This window comes from Pseudomonas citri (genome assembly GCF_025336485.1).
Lineage (GTDB): Bacteria > Pseudomonadota > Gammaproteobacteria > Pseudomonadales > Pseudomonadaceae > Aquipseudomonas > Aquipseudomonas citri.
On the sequence record NZ_JAODAB010000026.1, the window covers coordinates 1 to 23,041 of the forward strand.

General features: G+C 60.8%; 20 protein-coding genes and 4 tRNA genes. 2 read left to right on the plus strand and 22 right to left on the minus strand.

What is annotated here, in order from left to right; translation table 11 throughout:
• Positions 1 to 175: 175 nt before the first annotated feature.
• The 6 genes from N4Q37_RS22600 to N4Q37_RS22625 all read right to left on the minus strand — a co-directional run bounded on the left by N4Q37_RS22600 (position 176) and on the right by N4Q37_RS22625 (position 4,058).
• Complete coding sequence (locus N4Q37_RS22600) at positions 176 to 1,336, minus strand: alpha/beta hydrolase (protein ID WP_260961865.1); 1,161 nt, start codon at positions 1,334 to 1,336, stop codon at positions 176 to 178.
• Between the two features lie 314 nt (positions 1,337 to 1,650).
• Entirely contained in the window at positions 1,651 to 1,851 is a 201-nt protein-coding gene (locus N4Q37_RS22605; RefSeq protein WP_260961866.1) for a hypothetical protein, read from the minus strand.
• A 284-nt stretch (positions 1,852 to 2,135) separates the two neighbouring features.
• The gene (locus tag N4Q37_RS22610; RefSeq protein WP_260961868.1) at positions 2,136 to 2,369 is read right to left on the minus strand and encodes a zinc ribbon domain-containing protein; all 234 of its coding nucleotides are present in this window, start codon (positions 2,367 to 2,369) and stop codon (positions 2,136 to 2,138) included.
• A gap of 92 nt (positions 2,370 to 2,461) precedes the next feature.
• Positions 2,462 to 3,007, minus strand: a complete 546-nt coding sequence (locus N4Q37_RS22615) for a hypothetical protein (RefSeq protein ID WP_260961870.1) — start codon at positions 3,005 to 3,007, stop codon at positions 2,462 to 2,464.
• A gap of 196 nt (positions 3,008 to 3,203) precedes the next feature.
• On the minus strand, positions 3,204 to 3,848 hold the full coding sequence (locus N4Q37_RS22620) for a hypothetical protein (RefSeq protein ID WP_260961872.1): 645 nt from the start codon (positions 3,846 to 3,848) through the stop codon (positions 3,204 to 3,206).
• A 133-nt stretch (positions 3,849 to 3,981) separates the two neighbouring features.
• Positions 3,982 to 4,058, minus strand: a tRNA-Val gene (locus N4Q37_RS22625).
• A gap of 183 nt (positions 4,059 to 4,241) precedes the next feature.
• Here N4Q37_RS22625 and N4Q37_RS22630 point away from each other — a divergent pair.
• Positions 4,242 to 5,525, plus strand: coding sequence for an NAD(P)/FAD-dependent oxidoreductase (locus N4Q37_RS22630; RefSeq protein WP_260961873.1), 1,284 nt, complete (start codon positions 4,242 to 4,244; stop codon positions 5,523 to 5,525).
• Between the two features lie 173 nt (positions 5,526 to 5,698).
• On the opposite strand, the gene N4Q37_RS22635 is transcribed toward N4Q37_RS22630, so the two are convergent.
• A complete protein-coding gene (locus N4Q37_RS22635; RefSeq protein ID WP_260961875.1) occupies positions 5,699 to 6,328 on the minus strand; it encodes a LysE family translocator in 630 nt (209 codons plus the stop codon).
• Between the two features lie 46 nt (positions 6,329 to 6,374).
• The gene (locus N4Q37_RS22640) at positions 6,375 to 6,779 is read right to left on the minus strand and encodes a VOC family protein (protein WP_260961877.1); all 405 of its coding nucleotides are present in this window, start codon (positions 6,777 to 6,779) and stop codon (positions 6,375 to 6,377) included.
• Between the two features lie 123 nt (positions 6,780 to 6,902).
• Between N4Q37_RS22640 and N4Q37_RS22645 the strand changes: the two genes are divergently transcribed.
• Complete coding sequence (locus tag N4Q37_RS22645; protein WP_260961878.1) at positions 6,903 to 8,261, plus strand: aminotransferase-like domain-containing protein; 1,359 nt, start codon at positions 6,903 to 6,905, stop codon at positions 8,259 to 8,261.
• 22 nt (positions 8,262 to 8,283) lie between these two features.
• Here N4Q37_RS22645 and N4Q37_RS22650 read toward each other — a convergent pair whose 3' ends face one another.
• From N4Q37_RS22650 to N4Q37_RS22715, 14 genes are all read right to left on the minus strand, one after another.
• On the minus strand, positions 8,284 to 10,335 hold the full coding sequence (locus tag N4Q37_RS22650; protein ID WP_260961879.1) for an FAD-binding oxidoreductase: 2,052 nt from the start codon (positions 10,333 to 10,335) through the stop codon (positions 8,284 to 8,286).
• Between the two features lie 284 nt (positions 10,336 to 10,619).
• Positions 10,620 to 10,696, minus strand: a tRNA-Asp gene (locus N4Q37_RS22655).
• A gap of 88 nt (positions 10,697 to 10,784) precedes the next feature.
• A tRNA-Asp gene (locus N4Q37_RS22660) sits at positions 10,785 to 10,861 on the minus strand.
• A 58-nt stretch (positions 10,862 to 10,919) separates the two neighbouring features.
• A tRNA-Val gene (locus N4Q37_RS22665) sits at positions 10,920 to 10,995 on the minus strand.
• Between the two features lie 167 nt (positions 10,996 to 11,162).
• A complete protein-coding gene (locus N4Q37_RS22670) occupies positions 11,163 to 11,936 on the minus strand; it encodes an SDR family oxidoreductase (RefSeq protein WP_260961880.1) in 774 nt (257 codons plus the stop codon).
• A complete protein-coding gene (locus N4Q37_RS22675; RefSeq protein ID WP_260961881.1) occupies positions 11,933 to 13,144 on the minus strand; it encodes an O-succinylhomoserine sulfhydrylase in 1,212 nt (403 codons plus the stop codon). The genes N4Q37_RS22670 and N4Q37_RS22675 overlap by 4 nt, the downstream gene beginning before the upstream one ends.
• Before the next feature lie 58 nt (positions 13,145 to 13,202).
• Entirely contained in the window at positions 13,203 to 14,708 is a 1,506-nt protein-coding gene (gene purF, locus N4Q37_RS22680; RefSeq protein ID WP_260961882.1) for an amidophosphoribosyltransferase, read from the minus strand.
• 41 nt (positions 14,709 to 14,749) lie between these two features.
• On the minus strand, positions 14,750 to 15,310 hold the full coding sequence (locus N4Q37_RS22685; protein WP_260961883.1) for a CvpA family protein: 561 nt from the start codon (positions 15,308 to 15,310) through the stop codon (positions 14,750 to 14,752).
• Between the two features lie 89 nt (positions 15,311 to 15,399).
• Positions 15,400 to 16,071, minus strand: coding sequence for an SPOR domain-containing protein (locus N4Q37_RS22690; RefSeq protein WP_260961884.1), 672 nt, complete (start codon positions 16,069 to 16,071; stop codon positions 15,400 to 15,402).
• Entirely contained in the window at positions 16,055 to 17,362 is a 1,308-nt protein-coding gene (gene folC / locus N4Q37_RS22695; RefSeq protein ID WP_260961885.1) for a bifunctional tetrahydrofolate synthase/dihydrofolate synthase, read from the minus strand. The genes N4Q37_RS22690 and folC overlap by 17 nt, the downstream gene beginning before the upstream one ends.
• Positions 17,359 to 18,279 (minus strand): acetyl-CoA carboxylase, carboxyltransferase subunit beta, encoded by a 921-nt coding sequence (gene accD, locus N4Q37_RS22700; protein WP_260961887.1) that lies wholly within the window; start codon positions 18,277 to 18,279, stop codon positions 17,359 to 17,361. Before accD ends, folC begins: the two co-directional genes overlap by 4 nt.
• Before the next feature lie 264 nt (positions 18,280 to 18,543).
• The gene (locus N4Q37_RS22705) at positions 18,544 to 19,167 is read right to left on the minus strand and encodes a phosphoribosylanthranilate isomerase (RefSeq protein ID WP_260961889.1); all 624 of its coding nucleotides are present in this window, start codon (positions 19,165 to 19,167) and stop codon (positions 18,544 to 18,546) included.
• A gap of 63 nt (positions 19,168 to 19,230) precedes the next feature.
• Entirely contained in the window at positions 19,231 to 20,055 is an 825-nt protein-coding gene (truA, locus tag N4Q37_RS22710) for a tRNA pseudouridine(38-40) synthase TruA (protein WP_260961964.1), read from the minus strand.
• 241 nt (positions 20,056 to 20,296) lie between these two features.
• Positions 20,297 to 22,867 carry a FimV/HubP family polar landmark protein gene (locus N4Q37_RS22715; protein ID WP_260961890.1) on the minus strand — a complete coding sequence of 857 codons (2,571 nt, stop codon included), beginning with the start codon at positions 22,865 to 22,867 and terminating at the stop codon, positions 20,297 to 20,299.
• Between the last annotated feature and the right edge of the window lie 174 nt (positions 22,868 to 23,041).

Here is a 23,041-nt window from a genome sequence, read left to right on the forward strand (position 1 = left end):
AGGCCGACCTGGTGAAATCAAGGCCTGCCTGACGGCAGGCCGCTACCGGCCCGAACACAAAAAATCTGACAGTCCCGGCTTTAAAAAACCTTATCCACATAGGTGTTCACAAACCAACCCGGCATTTCTTCTTCGTGGAACTGAAGATCAATGCCGTGGGTGATCTCCAAAACCACTACGGCTGTAGAAAAAAATACGGGTAAGGCGGTTCAACAATAAAACCTTTTCTTTTGTTGGCCCTCAAATTTTTCCCGATCATATCTTGCATATCCACTAGCACACGCGCCGAACTACCATACTTTGAATGCCCAAGAAGATCATCAATACCCCCCGCACGAGTGATATCGACCGAGTCGATGCCAGGAGAGTAAAAACCTTCAGGACCACTAAAGCCAAGCATTTCCCGATCAGCCAGATAGGTGCTGGAGGAAAGTAGCAGCGCCTTGTCCTCCGACGACATGTAAACGGTTGCACGACCAAACTTACTGAACGCTGTCTTATATTTTGAAATGAACGTCTCCCTGGGAAAATCAGGTGCAGCCAGTATGATATTGCTCAGTTTTTTATCCAATAGCTTTGTATGGGTGGAATAGAGTCTAGCCAATGCCGGAATGACGACTTTTGACCCCATGCTATGCGCCAGGATATGAATTCGCCGCCCCTGCGTAGAGGTCGCCAGCTTTAACATGAATTTTTCGAAATCATCCACGGAGTCCAAGGCCCTGCCGAAATCACGATTGTACTTCAACGGATCTCCAATAGACGGCCAACTGAACACCACCGGCTGCAAAGCCGGATTAATGTCATAGGAAACCTGAGCGGCGCGCTTGACCGCATCGTCAAACTTCACGTTAAAACCATGTACGAAAAGCAATACATCGTTGCTTTTAATACCATTCGTTGACTTGAACTGCTTAAAGAAGTCAGCCTCAGACAACGTCAGTGATTTGTCATCCAGCAAGGTGATAATCGGGTCATCCTGCTCGTCCACCACTCCAAACTTCATCAACACTTTGAATGCAGGGCTATGCGAATCCTTAAAACTCCCCACTTCCCTTTTCAAAGGAATCAGGACGGTCTCCTGACCATAAGACAGAGGATCACCGGACACATTCAACTCAGGCAATAGGCTGCCATCCGCTGCTTTTTTTCTATTCGTCGCATAACTGACCTTCACCGCCGCAAAGGTTTCAGTCTTCTGTACAGATTCCGGCATTGGATAAGACACCTCCTCGGAGCCGGAAACTGGAGCCGGAAACGAAACCGAAGAGGCGCATCCAGCAAAGAACACGCTGAATGACAGCAGCCAGATCATACCGAATGCAGAAAACCTCATGACTCTTCTTCCTTGATTTTTATTGAACGCGAGCAGCAAGACAGCCCAAGCGTGATTTGCTGCTTTGAAGACTTGTGCACCGGTAGGGTCGAGTGCATAGGTGGGTTTCTGTATTTACATGCCGTCCTTCTCGTCCTTGCCATCTAACCGAGCAGCTAGCTATTGATTGCTGGGCAAGCGGAAAGCACTTCTACACATCCAAGCTCCAAAGTATCAAGCGCCTTAGAAAATAATTAGCATCAATTTGCCACTAGTCAAGAAATTCTGAGGTTTTGATGGCGTAAGCTCGTCTTTCCCAAACGGCCTACCGCCCTTCAATGCAAAACCCTGCGACTCTCTCCAATCCTGATCCGATCAAGCGCCCGGTTTAAAGCATCCAAGGCATCGAGTAGCGCTTTCGCCTCAGCTTCCCGACCATCGCCCCAAAGCCGTTCAGCCACTTTGTTCAGCGCCTGGATGGAACGCTCGATGTCAGCAGCCGTCGCTGCTTTGCTTTCCTGAAGTTTCTTCGGCATTGATCAATCTTTCCTCAAGGCGTTGTTTCATAAGCTCCAACGCGAATACATCGCACGCCAGAATGCTTTGCAAATGTCCCGACCGGCTAACGCTCAACCATTCGCACCGGGACGCCTCGGTCATCGACAGACTGAGTGTAGGGGAGCTGGCGTTGCGCTCCGGTCAATAGTACGTCACGAATAGTCCCAAAACCTGCCAAGCTCCAGCCGCAAAAAAGGGCCAACCTATCGGTTGACCCTTCCAGAGACCGTCCACCAGAGCTGGATTTTCTGGGAGGCGCGATTCAACGCAAGATGAAGACTGCCGCAACGGCTATCACCAGAACGATCCCGAATACCATGCGCGCCAACCACGGAGCGGTAAGCCATATGCCAGTCACTCCAGCAATCTGGCCGATGTTTTTCTCACTGAAATAGCGGCTGGAGGGCGCCTCCCGGAAAGGGTTGCCGCAGTGTGGGCAGGCGTGGGCTTTATCGGAAATTTTCGCAGAGCATTCAGGGCAGTCAATCAGGCTCATAACTTATCGTCCGTTTTCGTTAATGGCTGCAAACCTAAATGAAGACTTCATTTTCTGGTTTTGGTTCTGCGAGCCTGTCCCCGCCTCCCAGGTTACTTGGCTTTTGCGCTCTTGATGTCGCTGATGATTTGCTGCGAAATAGCCTGGACCTGCTTTTGGGTCATGGCCGACATGACCCCTTCCCAAGCGGACGACGACGTGTCATACGTCCGAGTGCCAATCAGCTGGCCTGATTTCAAGTCCGAGTAATCCGCACTGGAATTGACCCACGCATTGCCTACCATGACCCCGGCTCCGTAGCGTGCGCCAGGGGTCAGGTAACGGAAGTTGGTCACATTGATCTTGATACCGACCCCGTCCTTTCCCTGGAGGCTCGATGCCTGGGTCTCTGTGAGGCTGTAGCCGGCGCGAGTCGCTTCGGCTTGCAGGGCCTCATTCCATTCCTGCTTCAAGCGAGGCCAGTCCTCGTTTTGTAGAACCTTGCTATTTCCTTGAAAGTTGACGACCAGGTTCTGCTTGGCGGATTCCTGAATGACGAGCGCTTCAGTTCCACCGCTTTTTACCGAGGCAGCGCATCCGCTCAACGTCGAAATGGCAACAGCGCAGGACAGTGCAATCGAGAGCTTGGAGTTGTTCATTGAATTTCCGTATCCACAAAAACGGTTGGGAGAGCAGTTAGGTATTCTCGCGGAGCCAGATGAGCCCACACGCAGGGCGCACAGAATTTAGCACTACCCGGCTACGAGTCGCAAAGACTGGGGACAAACCTCGGTTTAGTCGGGGTTTTCTCGTTTCTGGTAGATGCAAAACCCGCTCGATGGCGAGCTGTGCTTGTTAGTTCTTGCAGACCACCTGCGGAGGCGCAGCAGGTGTCAGTTTTTGGGGAATTACAATTGAAGTGCCGGGTAAAGAGGCGAGTTCGAAAATCCCCAGCATGCAAATAAGCGTTTGCCCGCCATCCTTGCCTGGCCTGCTGCCCACCCCCGCCAAAGCTTCATAGTCTTTCCCGGGCTCCAGCTTGTAAACGAGCGCCTGGCCACCACAAGACGAATAAGTGCTGCCATAGCCAGCAATGGTCGCGCCCAGTGTTGCTATTTGGAATGGCAGATCAGTCCTGACGCGATACTCGGTTACGACTTCTTTATATGCCCCTTCGCCCATCCGGATTGCAGGGACATACTCGACAAGCGTGGGCACAACTCTTTCCGGCATGCCAATGCTCGCCGACTTCAGGGGTTGTTGTGGGTAGTTGATGTTCGCCGTCCCGTCCCGTCCAAAACGTCCGGCTTCAGCCATCTTATGACGGGTAGCAGGAGCACAATTGCCAACGACGCTATCCCCAAACACGCTGGAGTTCGTGATAACGCGAACACGCGCCACACTCTCTGATTGAACAGGCTCTTCGTATGGAACTGAAGGTATGCCAGAGCAACCAGCAAGTACTACAGCAAAAGAACTTACGAAAGTGACAACCCGCATGACCATTTCCTTATGCGCTCAAAGACGTCGCCTGCATTGGAGAACACCCAAAGCTTTCCCAGACTTCGCATAACGAAAAAGGGCCCACCTTTCGGTGAGCCCTTTCAGACCGCCCAGCAGAGCGGATTTTGTTTGGTAGGCGCGATTGGACTCGAACCAACGACCCCCACCATGTCAAGGTGGTGCTCTAACCAACTGAGCTACGTGCCTGCTGTGAGGCGGCATTCTACGGAATTCCGAAGGGGTGTCAATACCTTTTTTTCACCTAACCCTATGAATATGCAAAATATTTAATTTCGCCCATGGGAGGAGGATTTTGCGGTGGCTGGCGGCCGGATTTTATCTCGGGTAGGATCGCTGCACTCGTAAAAAATATAAAACAGAGGTTCCAGAATGGCGAACACATCCTATCCAGCGTCCTATTACGCCGCGTCGGCCAACCCGGCCCCGGCGCGCCCTGCCCTGCAGGCTGACGTCGAAACCGATGTGTGCGTGATTGGTGCGGGGTACACCGGCCTGTCTTCTGCACTGTTTTTGCTGGAAAACGGTTTCAAGGTCACGATTCTCGAGGCCGCCAAGGTGGGGTTTGGTGCTTCGGGTCGCAATGGCGGGCAGATCGTCAACAGCTATAGCCGCGACATCGATGTGATCGAGCGTAGCGTCGGGCCTCGACAAGCACAGTTGCTGGGCAACATGGCGTTCGAGGGCGGGCGGATCATTCGTGAGCGGGTGGCGAAGTATCAGATTCAGTGCGATCTGAAGGACGGCGGTGTATTCGCGGCCCTCACGGCTAAACAAATGGGCCATCTGGAGTCGCAGAAGCGTTTATGGGAGCGTTTCGGTCATACCCAGCTGGAGCTGCTGGATCAGCGTCGTATCCGCGAGGTGGTGGCGTGCGATCAATATGTGGGCGGGATGCTGGACATGAGCGGCGGGCATATCCATCCGCTTAACCTGGCGCTGGGTGAAGCGGCGGCCGTGGAATCCCTGGGCGGGGTGATTTATGAGCAGTCGCCGGCGGTGCGCATCGAGCGCGGTGCCAGCCCCGTGGTGCATACCCCGCAGGGCAAGGTCAGGGCCAAGTTCATTATCGTGGCCGGCAATGCTTATCTGGGCAATCTGGTGCCAGAGCTGGCGGCCAAGTCCATGCCTTGCGGCACGCAGGTGATTACGACCGAGCCACTGGGAGAGGCATTGGCCCGTAGCCTGCTGCCTCAGGATTATTGCGTCGAGGACTGCAACTACCTGCTCGACTACTACCGGCTGACGAGTGACAAGCGCCTGATCTTCGGCGGTGGCGTGGTGTATGGCGCGAGGGATCCGGCGAACATCGAAGCGATCATCCGACCGAAGATGCTCAAGGCGTTCCCGCAGCTCAAGGATGTGAAGATCGATTACGCCTGGACCGGAAACTTCCTGCTGACTTTGTCGCGTCTTCCGCAGGTCGGACGCCTGGGGGACAACATCTACTACTCACAGGGTTGCAGCGGCCATGGCGTGACCTACACGCATCTGGCGGGCAAGGTGTTGGCCGAGGCGTTGCGTGGCCAGGCCGAGCGTTTCGATGCGTTTGCCGACCTTCCCCACTACCCTTTCCCTGGCGGCCAACTACTGCGCACGCCATTCGCGGCGCTGGGCGCGTGGTATTACGGGCTGCGGGACAAGCTTGGGGTGTGAAACCCGCACTCGGCAGCCCCACGTGATGAGTGGGGCTACTCAATCAAGGGGCTGATGACCATGGCCAGCGGGTTGCCGGAGATCGACTCGGCGCCAAACTCGTCAACGACCTGAATCACGGGGTCCAAGGCATTCTCCTTTGTTTTCCCTGGCAGCTTCAAAACATGGAAGCATCAGTGGGATGACACAAGAAGTTTCAATCCCGCGACCGCAAACAGCGCAGAGAACAGCCCTTGAATCCAGCGCCGCAGCCGTGTGTAGCCGGCGATCATCCTGGCCGTCGAAAACATAACGGCGTAGCCGCCGAAGATGATGATGCCGAGCAAGGCGCAACCGCCGATGATCGCAGGCAAGGTACCGACGGGGGCATCTTCACGGAGCCCGAGCGACATGATCGCCATCCAGGACATGATGGCCTTGGGGTTGCCGATATGCATGAGCACGCCCTGGCGGTACAGCGACAGATAACGCCGAGCCTCCCGTCCAGCTAGCGCCCCGGCGCTCTCTTGGGTCGATGTCATGGCAGCCTTGCCCGCGCGCATCGCCAGGTAGAGCAAATAGACACCGCCCGCCACCTTGATGACGAAGAGCGCCTGAGCGCAAGCCGCCAACAAGGCGGAGAGGCCCGTCGCCGCCAGGAATGCCCAGAAGAGCGATCCTGTCATGACGCCGGACGCCAGGACCAAAGCGTGGGAGCGCCCGTCACGCATCGCCACCCCCATGATCGCCATATTGCTTGGGCCCGGGCTGGCGGCGGCAAGGACGTAGCTGCCAAAGGCGAGCAGGATCGAGTGGTCGATCATTGGGATGTCCCCAGGCACGGAGCCCGAAACCCACGAACATATTTATTCATGCCAGAAGGTCCGCACGGTAAACGATGTGGACCTTGTTTCCATCAGGGTCGCGCAGATAGGCGCCGTAATAGCCGTCGCCATAGTGAGGACGCAGCCCTGGCTCTCCTTCGTCCGTCCCACCCTTGGCAAGCCCCGCAGCGTAGGCCAGCGCCACGGCGTCTTTCGAAGACGCCAGGAAGGCGACCATGCTGCCATTGCCAATGCTCGACGGGGCACCGTCGCGAGGGATATAGACATAGAAACGTGGCAGCGGCGCAGTGCCCGTCACCCAACAGAGCGACGGTGGCCCGCCATCCGGCACGACGGCCCGCCGCTTCAGGCCGAGTGGCGCGAGGATGGCGTCGTAGAAATGGCCGGCCCGCTCAAGGTCCTGCGTCCCCACGGTGATATGGCTGAACATCTGGAACTCCCTGGTCGGCTATCGCGGTTAAACAAGTGATTTAGAAAGCACCATAATGCGCGTTACACTTCATGACTATTTAAATAGTGTCACGCGACACTATTCGTTCGCTGGATACCAACAATGCGCCTTCAATCGCCGTGGACACCCCGCCTTGCGGACATCGAAGCGAACGCATCAGAACGCCTGGTGTGCGCCCTGGCCGACGACATCGTTGAAGGACGATTGAAAAGTGGCGACCGCCTCCCCGCTCATCGGCAGCTCGCGTGGCAATTGGGGATCGGGCTGGGTACGGTGACAAAAGCCTATGCCGCCCTGGAACGACGGGGCCTGGTGAGCAGCGTCAAGGGAAGAGCAACGTTCGTGGCCATCCTGCAGGCACACGGGCAGCAACTGATCGATCTTTCGTCCAATGTGCCACCCGCCATGTTGACGAGCCGCCTTCTGGCGCGGACCTTGGCCGGTATCGCTCGCAAGATTGACGCCGATCATCTCAATCTCTACTCACCACCCGCCGGACACCTGGAACATCGTCGCCTGTTGGCCCGCTGGCTTGAAACCCTCGGTATCGCGGTCGAACCGTCACACCTGGTGCTGACGGGCAATGCCCGCCAGGCCATTTCCCTGGCTTTCGACCTCGCGTGCGGGCCCCACGGGGTGATCCTGACGGAACGCCTCACTTATCCCGGCGCGATTGCGCTGGCCCGACGCAAAGGCTATCGGATGCAAGGTGTCGAGACCGACGCGCAAGGCATGCTGCCGGAGGCGCTCGCTCAAGCCCTCGGTCATCTCGCAGCGGCTACCGGCAAAGTGGTTTATCTCACCCCCACGCTTCAAAACCCGACCACAGCGACGATGGGAGCGGCGCGACGGCAGGCTATCGTCGAGGTCTGTCGACAAGCGGGCGCCTGGATCATTGAGGACGGTGTCTATGCACTGGGATCCGCGTTAGCGCCTGCCCTCGCAACGCTGGCGCCCGAGCGGGTGTTGCACGTCAACGGTCTGTCCAAGTCCCTCGGCCCCGGGTTGAGGATCGGCATGCTCACGCTGCCCGCTGAAATGCATGGCGCTGCGCAGGAAGCCTTGCAGGATATCCCCCTGGGCCCGTCGCCGTTGTCGTGCGCTGTGGTGGAAGACTGGTTGTCCAACGGCGTCATCGCCTCGATCCAGCAGGACTTGCGCCATGAAGCGCGGCGCAGAACGGGCCTCGCCGCCGAATTGCTCGGCGAGACCGAATTCATCTCGCACCCGGACGCTTATCACATCTGGCTACCGATGCCTCGCGACGCCGCGGATCGCGTCGCGCAGGCGGCTGTCCAGATGAGCATCCGGGTAACTGCGCCAGAGTCCGTGATGGTGGACCGCAATGAACCGATGGCTGGCATTCGTCTGTGTCTTGGGGGCCCGTCCTTTGAGGAGTTGACGCAGGGGCTGACACGTCTGTCGAACCTGCTAAAAAACAAGCCGGGCTCCCCTGCTTGAACCAAGGAGCGCTCCCCATCACTCAAACGTCCAGCACCAACGTCTCACTCCCCTGCGCCGGCACTGCGCAACAGATCAACACCTCATCCGCCTCCAATCGTTGCGCCGGCATGTTCAGGTAATGCACCTGGCCGCTGCTCAGCCGGGTCTTGCAGGTGCCGCAGGAGCCACCGCGACAACTGAACTCCGGATTCAGCCCTCGCGCTTGCGCCAATTCGAGCAACGTCCCGGTGCCTGGCTCCCAGCGCGCTTCCTTGCCAGAAGCGGCGAACAGAACCTTCACCGCTTCATTGGCCATGGGGACCTGTTCCGCCGCTGGCACGCTGACTTCAATATCGCGCACCAACGTTGACGGGCCAAAGGTTTCAGCGTGGATGCGATCATCGGGAATACGCAATGTGCGCAGGCCATCGTACAGCGCCTGGGTAAAGCTCCCCGGTCCGCACAGGTAGTAGTCGTAGTCATTCAGCGGGAGCAAGGCCTTGAGCAGCTCGACATCGATCCTGCCCGCCCTGTCGAAACTATCGGCCGAGCCGTCGAGGGGTGGCTGGCTGACCATACGCAGGACCTTGATCTTGTCCCCCGCGCGGACCACCAGTTCATCGACCTCATCACGAAAGGCCAGGTCGGCGACTGAACGGCTGCTTTGTATCAACCATGTCGGCCGCATGCGATTGATGCGTTTCCCTTGATAGACCACTTCGCGCAACATCGACAGCAACGGCGTAACGCCAACGCCCGCGCCCAGCAGTACCAATGGACGCCGCTCGGAGGCCTGGACCGTAAAATTCCCTTGGGGCGCCCGGGCTTCGATCCAGTCCCCGACTTGAATCCGGTCGTGCAGATGCGAAGACACCGAGCCGTCGCGCTTGACGCTAATGCGCAAGAACTCATCGGACGGTGAACTGGAAACGCTGTAGGTACGAATAACGGGGGCCTGCCGCCCTTCCAACCGAACCCGCACGGGCAGGTGCTGCCCTGGTTCAAATCCGGGCAAGCCAGCGCCATCATCGGCTTGCAGATAGAACGACCGGATGCTGCGGCTCTCATCCACGATGCGTACAACCCTCATCGTTCGCCACTGGCTACGCAGGGCTTCGGCCTGCAAGCGCTCGGCGGCTTGCTGCCAACTGCCCGTCATCAACACGCTGGGGGAGGTCCCCTCGGACGTGTCCGTCCAGCGCAACGGGATCGCGGCCTGACGGTAGACAATGCGCTGCGGCTTGAAGCGCCACAGTCGCTCGGCCCCCTGGAACGCGGCAATTTCGGGACTGTCCAGCAGCACCTCGGCTGAACCGCTCATTTGCAGCAGATCGCCGCTCTGGAAATCAATGAATACCAGCCCGGCCCTGGGGTTCAGCAGGATGTTGCCCAGGGTATTGAAAAACAGATTCCCGGAGAAATCCGGAATGGTCAGCGTCCCGTCTTCTTCCATTCGCACAAAACCCGGTTTGCCGCCGCGATGCGAGGCATCGACCTGGTTCTGGCCTTCGCGCACGACGTAAGTCGCGACATAGAACGAGTCGGCCGTAGTGACCATACGGCGTACCTGCGGGTCCGCGCCGGTCAACTCAAGCACGGCGCCCGCCGTCTCATCGACGAAGGCGTACTGGCGCAGATTGATGTAGCGCGGGCAATTGCCGTAGGCCTGGGTCACGGAGATTTCAATGCCATCATCGAATTGACGCAGTACGTTGCCATTCATGCGGTTGCGTCGACGGGTATGCAACTCGATGCCGAGCATGCCGATGGCATCGCCCTGCTTCATGCCGTCCTGGGCAGGGTCGTCGGACTGCGGCTGGAGGCTGATGCGCAGGCGTTCCGGCATGGACGAACTCATGAAACCAGGTTGTCCCGTGCGAATCGTGGCCCATACATCGCCTTGCCGATCCACCGCCCCCAACACCACGAAGGGGAGCTGGGCATAGAACTCGCGATGCTGGTCCGGCATCCACGCCCGGGCCATTTGCCGCTGGCCGACACCCACCATCATGTCGACTGCACCGACTGCACGCTGCAAGGTCAACTCGCCCTCATGCCAGGGCGACGGTTGCGGTGTTGAGACTTTATCCATTCGCGGTCACCTCGCGCAGGCAGCGACAACTTCGCGCCAGCGGCTACGGTCAGGGTTCTTTCACCCCCTGTGGAGGTGAGCGTGAGCGCCCATATTCCCCCCGATGCACCTGCGATGGAATGCGCACAAACTACAATCCACTCTTTCAGAAACTGGAATGGTCAGGCTTGGATTGCAGAAACAAAAAACCCCGGTCTTTCGACCAGGGTCTTTGCTATCGATCAGAAGAGGCGTTTCGGCTTTCTTCCTGGCTCCAAGGCGTTCAGTGGTCCTCGAAGCAGATATGGCGCAGCGGACGGGACTCGAACCCGCGACCCCCGGCGTGACAGGCCGGTATTCTAACCGACTGAACTACCGCTGCGTATCGCTGTGGACTTTCGTCCAGTTAACTCGTCTGATCAAGACCCTTGGGCCTGATCTCGAACCAGGCGAACCTGACTCGGAAAATATGGCGCAGCGGACGGGACTCGAACCCGCGACCCCCGGCGTGACAGGCCGGTATTCTAACCGACTGAACTACCGCTGCGCGTCGGTGGAGGCTTTTGACAGCTTCCATCTTGCTTTCGCAAGACTCTCATGAAACATGGTGGGTGATGACGGGATCGAACCGCCGACATTCTGCTTGTAAGGCAGACGCTCTCCCGGCTGAGCTAATCACCCTTTGCTTCGCTGAGGCCGCGAAATTTACGCAGGTGCCGAAGCTAAGTCAATAGCAGGGTTGGAGTTTTTTTCAAAAACAGCTTCGAGCGACAAGCTTCGAGCTGCAAGCAGAAACGCCAACACCGCGAAATCGCTCGCAGCTTGCAGCTCGCCACTTACCGCTGCTCTTATTCGTAGATCATTTTCTTGGTCATGCCGCCGTCCACCACGAACTCCTGGCCCGTGACGAAACCGGCGTTGCGCGACAGCAACCACGCCACCATCGCCGCCACATCCTCCACGGTGCCCACCCTGCCCGCCGGATGCTGGGCGTGATCGGTATCGCTCAGCGGCTCTGCCCGACGTTGGGACGGGTCCCGCGCGTCGATCCAGCCGGGGCTGACGGCATTGACCCGGATCTCCGGCCCTAGGCTGATCGCCAGGGCATGGGTCAGAGCCAATAGACCACCTTTGCTCGCCGCATAAGCTTCGGTGTCCGGTTCCGATTGCGCGGCACGGGTCGAGGCCAGGTTGACGATGGCGCCGTTGTGGGCACGCAGATACGGCGCGCAGTGCTTGGCCAACAGCATCGGCCCACCCAGGTTCACCGCCAGGACCCTGTTCCAGTGGGCCAGGTCCAGGCTTTCCAGGGTGATGTTGTGCGGGTCGGCAATGGCCGCGTTGCACACCAGTGCGTCGAGTCGACCGAACTGCCCCAGTACCTGGGCAATACCCGTGGCAACCTGCGCCTCGACCGCTACGTCCATGGCAATGAACCAGGCGTTATCGCCCAAGATCTTCGCGACCCTGGAACCGCGCTCGCGGTCCAGGTCGGTCAACACCACCTGCCAGCCCTCACAGATCAGCCAGGCGGCGATGCCCAGGCCAATGCCCCGTGCGGCGCCCGTAACCAGTGCAACCCGGCCATGAGTACCGCTCAGCGGCGCTGCCAGCTCGATCACAAGGCCGCCAACCCACGGGCCAGGTCGGCTTGCAGGTCGGCGACATCTTCCAGGCCGACCGCGACGCGGATCAGGCTGTCGCGGATGCCCGCCGCTTCACGCTCCTGAGGCGACAGACGGCCATGGGACGTGGTGCTCGGGTGGGTAATGGTGGTTTTGCTGTCACCCAGGTTGGCAGTGATGGAAACCAGTCGGGTCGCGTCGATGAAGCGCCAGGCACCGTCTTTGCCACCCTTGACCTCGAAACTCACCACCGCCCCGAAACCACGCTGCTGGCGCACCGCCAGGTCGTGTTGCGGATGGCTCTTGAGGCCAGCGTAATGGACCTTCTCGATGCCGTCCTGCTGCTCCAGCCACTCAGCCAGGGCCTGGGCATTGGCACAATGGGCCTTCATGCGCAAACCCAGGGTTTCCAGGCCCTTGAGGAAGACCCAGGCGTTGAACGGGCTGAGGGTCGGCCCGGCAGTGCGCAGGAACCCCACGACTTCTTTCATCTGCTCGCCACGACCGGCCACCACGCCACCCATGCAGCGACCCTGGCCGTCGATGAACTTGGTTGCCGAATGCACGACCACGTCGGCACCCAGCTTCAGCGGCTGTTGCAGCGCCGGGGTGCAGAAGCAGTTATCGACCACCAGCATCGCGCCCTTGGCGTGGGCGATTTCCGCCAGGGCGGCGATGTCCACCAGCTCGGCGAGCGGGTTAGAGGGAGACTCGACAAAGAGCAACTTGGTATTGGCCTTGATCGCCGCATCCCAACCGGACAGGTCTGCCAGGGGTACGTAATCGACTTCCACGCCAAAGCGCTTGAAGTACTTCTCGAACAGGCTGATGGTCGAGCCGAAGACGCTACGCGACACCAACACGTGGTCGCCGGCACTGCACAGGCTCATCACCACAGCCATGATCGCCGCCATGCCGGTGGCAGTGGCAACGGCTTGCTCGGCGCCTTCCAGCGCGGCGATGCGCTCCTCGAAAGCCCGCACGGTCGGATTGGTGTAGCGCGAATAGACGTTGCCCGGCACTTCGCCGGCAAAGCGTGCCGCCGCGTCGGCTGCGGTGCGGAACACGTAGCTGGAGGTGAAGAACATCGGATCGCCATGTTCGGCTTCCGGCGTGCGGTGCTGGCCGGCGCGAACCGCCAGGGTATCGAACGCTACACCTTCAAGGTCGCTGTCCAGCCGACCGGCATCCCAATCCTGACTCATGCTGTCACTCCTGAAATCGGTTTAAACGCAAACCGGCCCCTCAGGGCCGGTTGGTTAATCAATTGTTGTACAGATCGATGATCGCGCTGACCGCCTGAGTCTTGGCCTTGGACGCATCGTTACGTGCGCTCTCGATCCTGTTCAGGTAGGCCTCGTCGACGTCGCCGGTGACGTACTTGCCGTCGAACACCGCGCAGTCGAAATGCTCGATCTTGATCTTGCCGCCACCGACCGCTTCGATCAGGTCCGGCAGGTCCTGGTAGATCAACCAGTCGGCGCCGATCAGGTCGGCCACTTCCTGGGTCGTGCGGTTATGAGCGATCAGCTCATGGGCACTCGGCATGTCGATGCCGTAGACGTTCGGGTAACGCACGGCGGGGGCCGCCGAGCAGAAGTAGACGTTCTTGGCGCCGGCTTCACGGGCCATCTGGATGATCTGCTTGCAGGTGGTGCCGCGCACGATGGAGTCATCCACCAGCATCACGTTCTTGCCGCGGAACTCCAGTTCGATGGCATTGAGTTTCTGGCGTACGGATTTCTTCCGTGCAGCCTGGCCCGGCATGATGAACGTACGGCCGATGTAGCGGTTCTTCACGAAGCCTTCGCGGAACTTGACGCCCAGATGGTTCGCCAGTTCCAGGGCCGAGGTACGGCTGGTGTCCGGAATCGGGATAACCACGTCGATGTCGTGGTCCGGACGCTCGCGCAGGATCTTGTCGGCGAGCTTCTCGCCCATGCGCAGGCGGGCCTTGTAGACCGAGATGCCGTCGATGATCGAGTCCGGGCGCGCCAGGTAGACGTGCTCGAAGATGCAAGGGGTCAGGGACGGATTGGTCGCACACTGGCGGGTGAACAACTGGCCGTCTTCAGTGATGTAGACCGCTTCGCCCGGCGCCAGGTCGCGGATCAGGGTAAAGCCCAGTACGTCCAGGGACACGCTTTCGGAGGCAATCATGTACTCGACGCCCTCGTCGGTGTGGCGTTGGCCGAACACGATCGGGCGGATGCCATGGGGGTCGCGGAAACCGACGATGCCGTAGCCGGTGATCATCGCCACCACCGAGTAACCGCCGACGCAACGGTTGTGCACGTCGGTCACGGCGGCGAAAACGTCTTCTTCGGTCGGCTGCAGCTTGCCGCGCTGGGCCAGCTCATGGGCGAACACGTTGAGCAACACTTCGGAGTCGGAGTTGGTGTTGACGTGGCGCAGGTCCGATTCGTAGATCTCCTTGGCCAACTGCTCGACGTTGGTCAGGTTGCCGTTGTGCGCCAGGGTGATGCCGTACGGCGAGTTGACATAGAACGGTTGGGCCTCGGCCGACGTCGAGCTGCCTGCGGTCGGATAGCGCACATGGCCGATACCCATGTGACCGACCAGGCGCTGCATGTGACGTTGATGGAACACGTCACGCACCAGACCGTTGTCCTTGCGCAGGAATAACCGGCCGTCGTGGCTGGTCACGATACCGGCAGCGTCCTGGCCGCGGTGCTGGAGCACGGTTAGCGCGTCATACAGCGCCTGATTGACGTTCGACTTACCGACGATACCGACGATGCCACACATGCGACGCAACCCCTACTTAATGGATCTGAACTGAACAACACTCACTGCGGCGTTTTGGCCGTCGGCAAGAGCTGTTCCTTGAACGGTATTTCAGCGGGTACGCTGATACCGCTGGCAAGCCACTGACTGCTCCAACCCAGGATCAGGTTCTTGGACCAGTCTGCGACCAATAGAAATTGTGGCACGAGCCGGGACTCCTGCCACCACTTGTCCTGCTGTACCGGCCCCAGGCTCAGCAGCCCGACGGCCACGACCACCAGCAACGCGCCACGCGCCGCGCCGAAGGCCATGCCCAGGAACCGGTCCGTTCCGGAAAGCCCGGTGACGCGAATCAGTTCGCCGATCAGATAGTTGATCATTGCGCCTACCAGCAGGGTGGCGACAAACAAGATGGCACAGCCCGCAATCACGCGAGCCGATGGTGTTTCGATGTATCCGACGAGGTACTGGGACAACGAGCCACCGAACATCCAGGCTACCACTCCCGCGATGATCCAGGTCAGCAGCGAGAGCGCCTCCTTGACGAAGCCGCGGCTCAGACTGATCAATGCGGAGATGGCGACGATCGCAACGATCGCCCAGTCAACCCAGGTAAATGGCACGGTGCAGCCTACAGACGGATAAGGCGGCGCATTTTAGCAGAGCGCAGGGCTGTCGGTAAGCTGCGTGATTCAAATCAAGTAAATCGCCGTCAACCGCGCTCGGGCTGGAAACGCACCACGAACCCCTTGAGGTTCTGCTGGCGGCTAAGCAAATCACGCAGGCGGTCGGCCTCGGCACGCTCGATCAGTGGACCGACAAACACCCGGTTCTTGCCTTCGGCGGAACGGATGTAGGCGTTATAACCTTGACTGCGCAGGTTCTTTTGCAGGGCTTCGGCGCTTTCTCGGCTGGTCAGGCTGGCCAATTGCACCGACCAACTGACCGACAGACCGTTGGCATCCACCCGACTTTGCGTGGCGTCCGGTTTGGTGGGCGCAGCGGTGATCGGCTGGGCAGGCGCTGGCTTGGCTGCCGGCGCGGCTGGCGTTGGCGCGACAGCCGGCTTGCTCGACGGCACGGCGACGGGGGCCGCTGGAGCATGGGCTGGCGCAATCGGCTGGGAAGGCGCGGCAGGTTGTCCGGCCAACTCCTCGTCGGTCGGGACAGGCTCCTGGGGCAAGGCCTGCGGCTCAGGCACGGCCACGGGCTCGACCTGCACGGGCGCCATCGCTGGCGCCTGGGGTGCAGCCGGGGCATCGACGGTCACCTGGCGCTGCTCGTCCTGACGAGAAAACAGCATCGGCAGGAAAATCACCGCCAGGGCCACCAATACCAGGGCCCCGACCATGCGCTGCTTGTACGCCTTATCCAGCAATGCCATCTGCCGCCTCCTCCGTGGGGCGCCGGGCCAGCCATTGAAGGGCCTCGGCTACGCAAAAAAATGATCCGAACAGCAGAATCTCGTCATTGGTCGTCGCCAGGGCGCATTGCCCTTCCAACGCCGCAGCCACGCTCGAATAGGCCTGAACCGCAGCACCGTGGCGCAGCAACGCTTCCTGCAGCTCTGCCGCCGGACGCGAACGTGGCGAATCCAACGGCGTGACCGCCCAATGTTGGACACTAGCACCCAACGCATCGACAACGCCATCCAGATCCTTGTCGGACAGCAGGCCGAACACCGCCAGGCGTCGCCCCGTCAGCGGACGGCGCGCCAGGCGCTCGGCCAGGTACTGAGCCGCATGGGGGTTGTGGCCGACATCCAGCAACAGGTTCAGGCGCTTGCCATGCCAATCGAACTGACGGCGATCCAGGCGACCGACGCCCCGGGTTGCCTGCAACGCCTGGACGATCTGACCGGCGTCCCACGGCAACCCCAGCAACAGGTAGGCCTGGAGTGCCAGCGCAGCGTTTTCCATTGGCAGATCCAGCAGCGGCAGATCGTGCAGCTCCACTGGATGGCCCTGGGCATCGCTGCCGCGCCATTGCCAGTGCTGCTCGGTCATGGCCAGGTCGAAATCCCGCCCACGCAAGAAGAACGGGCAGCCCAGTTCGCGGACCTTGTCCAATAAGGGTTGGGGCGGATTGAGGTCGCCACACAGCGCAGGCGCGCCCTGGCGAAAGATGCCGGCTTTTTCGAAAGCCACCGACTCGCGGGTATCACCCAGGTAATCGGCGTGGTCGACACCGATGCTGGTGACCAGCGCGATGTCCGCGTCCACCAGGTTGACCGCATCCAGCCGCCCACCCAGGCCGACTTCCAGCACTACCGCATCGAGACCGGCACGGGCAAACAGCCAGAACGCCGCCAGGGTGCCCATCTCGAAATAAGTGAGGGATGTCTCGCCCCGCCCGGCTTCCACCGCGGCAAAGGCCTCGCACAGCTCGGCGTCGGTGGCCTCGACGCCATTGACCTGCACACGCTCGTTGTAGCGCAGCAGGTGCGGCGAACTGTAGACACCGACACTCAAACCCTGGGCCCGCAGCAGCGAAGCCACGAAGGCGCAGGTCGAGCCCTTGCCGTTAGTGCCGGTGACGGTGATGACCCGGGGCGCAGGCTTCGCCAGCCCCATGCTGGTCGCTACCGCTTGCGAGCGCTCCAGCCCCATGTCGATGGCCGATGGGTGCAACTGCTCGAGGTAGGCAAGCCAGTCGCCCAGGGTGCGCTGGGTCATAGGCCGGCAGGCACCGGTGGAACCGCGATCGGCTCGATCGGAGCCGCGACGAACTTCGGCGTCGGCAGCCCCATCAGTTGCGCCAACAGGTTGCCCAGGCGCGGACGCAGCTCCTGGCGATGAATGATCATGTCGATGGCGCCGTGTTCCAGCAGGAACTCGCTGCGCTGGAAGCCTTCCGGCAGTTTTTCACGCACGGTCTGCTCGATCACACGCGGACCGGCAAAGCCGATCAGGGCTTTCGGCTCGCCGACGATCACGTCGCCCAGCATCGCCAGACTAGCGGAAACACCACCATAGACCGGGTCGGTCAGCACCGAAATGAACGGAATGCCTTCTTCCCGCAGACGCGCCAGCACTGCGGAGGTCTTGGCCATCTGCATCAGGGAGATCAGCGCCTCCTGCATGCGCGCACCGCCGGAAGCGGCGAAGCAGACCATCGGGCAACGTTTTTCCAGCGCGTAGTTGGCAGCACGAACGAAGCGCTCGCCGACGATGGCGCCCATGGAGCCGCCCATGAAGGAGAATTCAAAGGCCGAAACCACCACAGGCATGCCCAGCAGGGTACCGCTCATGGACACCAGGGCATCTTTTTCACCGGTCTGTTTCTGGGCCGCGGTCAGGCGGTCCTTGTATTTCTTGCCGTCGCGGAACTTCAGGCGGTCCACCGGCTCCAGGTCGGCGCCCAACTCAACACGGCCTTCGGCATCCAGGAAGATGTCGATACGGGCACGCGCACCAATGCGCATGTGGTGATTGCACTTGGGGCACACGTCCAGGGTCTTTTCCAGCTCAGGGCGGTACAGCACCGCTTCGCAGGATGGACATTTGTGCCACAGACCTTCGGGCACCGAGCTTTTCTTCACCTCGGAACGCATGATCGAAGGGATCAGTTTGTCTACCAACCAGTTGCTCATGCTTTCTTTCTCCAGTACCGGCGGCCCGAACGCTCTGGTTCGCGGCCCCGCGTATGCCCTTGAGCTAAATTCATTGTGCGGCGGGGTTCGAGGAGCATCACGGTCAGCGCGAAACATGACCTGCGTGCCGCCCTATCTTCCCCAGCCATCCCGGCAACCGCTGCACTGCGGCTGCCCTTCTCCATTGGCCCACCCGGGGGCGGTGCCTGCCTGCTTCGTACAGTGCTGGTATGGACGGCGGCAGTCTGCCAGCCGTCACATTGACTACTGACTGCTGTGTACAGCCGCCATGAATGCGCGAATCTTCGCCGGGTCCTTGATGCCCTTGCCTTGCTCCACCCCACCGCTCACGTCCACCGCGTAAGGACGCACCTGACGAATGGCCTCGGCCACGTTCTGCGCGGTCAAGCCGCCCGCGAGGATGATCGGTTTGCTTAGGCCCTGGGGCACCAGTGACCAGTCGAACGCTTCGCCGGTGCCGCCGGGAACACCCTCCACATACGCGTCCAGCAAGATGCCGCTGGCACTGGCGAACGCCTGGCAACTGGCCGCGATGTCATCACCAGCCTTGACCCGCAACGCCTTGATGTACGGGCGATGCCAGCCTTCGCAATCGGCCGGGGTCTCGTCGCCGTGAAACTGCAACAGCGCCAACGGCACCGCGTCGAGGATTTCGCCCAGTTCGCAACGACTCGCGTTGACGAACAGGCCCACGGGGGTCACGAACGGCGGCAAGGCCTGGATGATTGCCCTCGCCTGCTGCACGGTCACCGCGCGGGGACTCTTGGCATAGAACACCAGCCCGATGGCATCGGCTCCGGCCTCGACCGCCGCCAACGCGTCCTCGACGCGGGTGATCCCGCAAATCTTGCTGCGAACGGCTGACATGGTGGGTAAAACCTCAGGCAAATCCGTGAAAGTCCCGGATGGTAGCAAATGCTGCGCAGGGCGTCAGCCGTCGAGTTCCGAGAAGCCGGTGAGGAAATGTGGGCCGATGTAACGCTCCGGCAACTCGAACTCATCGCGGTATTCAACCTGTACCAGATACAAGCCAAACGGATGCGCGGTCACGCCACCGGAACGGCGAACGCGGCTGTCGAGTACTTCCTTGACCCATTCCACCGGCCGCTCGCCGGCGCCGATAGTCATCAGTACACCCGCGATGTTGCGCACCATGTGATGCAGGAATGCACTGGCGCGGATATCGAGCACGATCATCTTGCCGTGACGGGTCACGCGCAGGTGATGCAGCTCCTTGATCGGTGACTTGGCCTGGCACTGACCAGCGCGGAAGGCGCTGAAATCGTGGACGCCGATCAGGTATTGCGCGGCCTCGGCCATGCGCTCGACGTCCAGAGGGCGGTGGTTCCAGGTGATCTCTTCGTTCAGGTGCGCGGGACGGATTTGATCGTTGTAGATCACATAGCGATAGCGTCGGGCGATGGCCTTGAAGCGGGCATGAAAATGCGCAGGCATGACCTTGGCCCAACTGACGCTGACGTCGTGGGGCAAATTGATGTTGGCCCCCATCACCCACGCCTTCATCGAGCGTTCGACCTGGGTATCGAAATGCACCACCTGACCACAGGCGTGCACGCCGGCATCGGTGCGGCCGGCGCAATGCAGCGACACGGGCGAGTCGGCGACTTTGGACAAGGCGGTTTCAAGGGTTTGCTGAACCGTTGCCACGCCGGAGGCCTGACGCTGCCAGCCGCGATAGCGCGAGCCCTTGTATTCAACGCCCAGGGCGATCCGAAAAAAGCCCTCGGCCGCCATTTCGGCTTCCGGATTGTCTATGTTTGCCAAGGAATTACAGCCTGCTCAGTACGCAAAGGCGGGCATTATAAGGCGGGCGGTGCGGGATGCCAGTGCAACCGGGATCTCGCGTGGGAATATCCCAGCCTCATCGCGAGCAAGCTTCGCTCCCACAATGGCTCTCGGGCGTCCACAGATCTGCGCCCCGCCACAAACAAAAACGGCAGCCTCATCGGCTGCCGTCCTCGTTACTCCAATCACTTCATGCCAGGCGCGCCAGCATTTCCTGCGCTTCGCTCTTCTGGGTGGCATCGCCTTCGTTGAGGACTTCACCGAGGATGTCCCGAGCCCCGTCGTTGTCGCCCATGTCGATGTAGGCCTGGGCCAGGTCGAGCTTGGTGGCGACTTCGTCGGTTCCGCCGAGGAAGTCGAAGTCCGGCTCCTCTTCAGCGCTGGCCAATGCATCGTCGGCGGTGAAGGATGGCTGGCCCAAGCTGTCGGACAAGCGCTCCAACTCGGCGTTGACATCGTCCAGCTCGGACTCGAAGGCATCCTTCGGCGCCGCCGGAACGTCCATTTCATCGCCCAGGGACAGATCGAAATCCGCCGGCAACTCGAGGTCGTCGGCCGGGAAATCGGCCAAGGTCGGCGCTTCGCTCTCCGGCACGTCCAGCCCCTTGAGGTCGTCGCCCAGGTCCAGCAAGAAGTCTTCGTCCTCCAGCGCGGGTGCAGGGGCAGCTGCCGGCGCATCGCCCCCCAGGTCCAGATCGAACTCCGACAGGTCGTCCAGGCTTTCGTTGGCCTCGGTCTGCTGCTTGAGCACCGATTCGAAACTCAGGTCATCGTCTTCCGGAAACGCGTCCAACTCCACGACAGGCTCGGGAGCCGGTGTCACCGGCGCTGCCTCCAAGTCATCCAGACTCAGGTCGAAGGCGCTGTCCAGCTCTTCATCGCTCGGCGACGGGTCTTCCAGCAGGTCCTTGACGTATTGCGCGTCCAGCTCCGCAGCCACCGCCGCGGCGGCCAGGCCCGCACTGGCGGCAACGACCATGGCCGGGAAACGACTCTTGAGTTGCTCGACCTGGGCGTAGTTGTCGCCGTTGGCCACCAACTGACGCTCCTGGGCGACAAAAGCGTCGCGGTCGCCCTGCTGGCCGTAGACCTCCATCAGCTTCAAGCGCAGGTCGCTGCGCTGAGGCTCGGCCTTGATACCTTGCTCAAGCAGATCGGCGGCCTGGTTCAAGCGACCACGGTCGATGTGGGACTGGGCTTGAGCCAGCACATCATCGGAACGCTCAGCGGCCGGTGCCACCAGCGGCGCGGCGATCGGCGGCGTAACGACCACCGGTGCGACCGCAGGCGCAGGCTTGGGTTCGAGCTTGACGTTAGGCGCTGGAACCTCGATGCCCTCGAAGCTGCTCGGGGGCAGGTCGAGCTCCGGGGAGAAGTCGGCCTCCTCCTCGAGGGCACGCGCCATGCGCAGGTGTTTCTCGGCTTCCTGCTGGGCCTTGCGACGACGCGCGAGCAACAGCAGCAGCAACAGCAGGATCACCGCACCACCGCCAACCAGGCCCAGCAGGATCGGGTTGGTCAGCAGGTCGTTGTACTTCTGCTCGTCGGAAGCGGCAGGTGCCGGCTCCACGGCTGCGGCAGGCGGCGCGGCCTCAGGTGTCGCTTGAGGTTCGGGCGCAGGCACGACGGCCGGGGCTTGTGGTGCTGGCGTCAGCTCGGCCGACATCGCCGGGGCGGACTGGCCCGCTGGAGGAACGGCAGCGCCTTCGGCCTGCATCTTGGCCAACTGGTTGTTCTTCAACTCGATCAGGCGCTGCAGCTTGTCCAACTGGCTCTGCAGGTCCGCCATGCGGCTTTTCAGCTCTTCATTGTCGCGTCGGGCCGAGTCGAGGCTTTCCTGGGTCACGGCAAGCTTGTTGCTCAGCGCCTGGGCATCACCGGCAGCGCCCTTGCCCTTGCCACCCGCCTTCGCAGGCTCGGCCGAGACCAGGCTCAGGTTGTCGCGACCGGCCGCCTGGGCCAGCGCGCCTTCACCGCGACCACGCTTGGTTGCGTCGAGCTGTTGCTGACCGGCAGGCGCCACACCCCGACGCCCCGAGCGCCAGGCGGCGTTTTGCGCAGCCACTTCGGCGATGGCCTGGGGCTGCGGCAGCGCGGTGCTTTGCACCGGGTCTGGCAGGCGCAGGACCTGGCCGGTCTTGAGCAAGTTGATGTTGCCATTGATGAAGGCTTTCGGATTCAGCGCCTGGATCGCCAGCATGGTTTGCTGGACTGATCCACCGTTGCGCACCTTCGCGGCAATTTCCCACAGGGTATCGCGCGGCGTGGTGGTGTACTGCGCCGGCTTGGTCGCGCCGGTGACGGGCGTCGATACGACCTGCGACGGCTTGGCCCGGGCTGCATCAGCGGCCTGGGGCGAGAATTTGGACGGATCGAGCAATACGCTGTAGTCGCGCAGCAGGCGGCCGTTCGGCCATATCACCTGCACCAGGAACTTGACCATCGGCTCGGACAGCGGCCGGCTGGACGTTACCCGCAGGACACTCCTGCCATTGGCATTGATCACTGGCGTGAAGGCCAGGTCATCGAGGACGGCCTGACGATCGACACCGGCCTTGGCGAAGTCATTGGGCGAGGCCAGGCTCGGCACCACTTCGGCGGCAGTCAATTGCTGGACATCGAGCAGCTCGATCTCGGCGACCAGGGGCTGGTTCGGCGTCGATTTCAGGGTCAGCTCCCCGAGCCCGAGCGCTTGCGCCATACCGGAGGACAGCGCCGAGGCGGCCGCTATTGCTAACACCAGTTTGCGAACTTGAACCATAGCCTCTTCCTTTGTTTGAACATTCCTCGGCCAGCGAGAAGGTATTGATGTCGCTGCCGCAAGGCATTGCGTACGAGCCCGAAACGACAGTGCGCGCGATTATTTCACTCATGCAGAGGGATGTTCGCCTGCTGTGTTCCAGCCAAGCATAGCGCCCGGCTAGAACCATTCGAC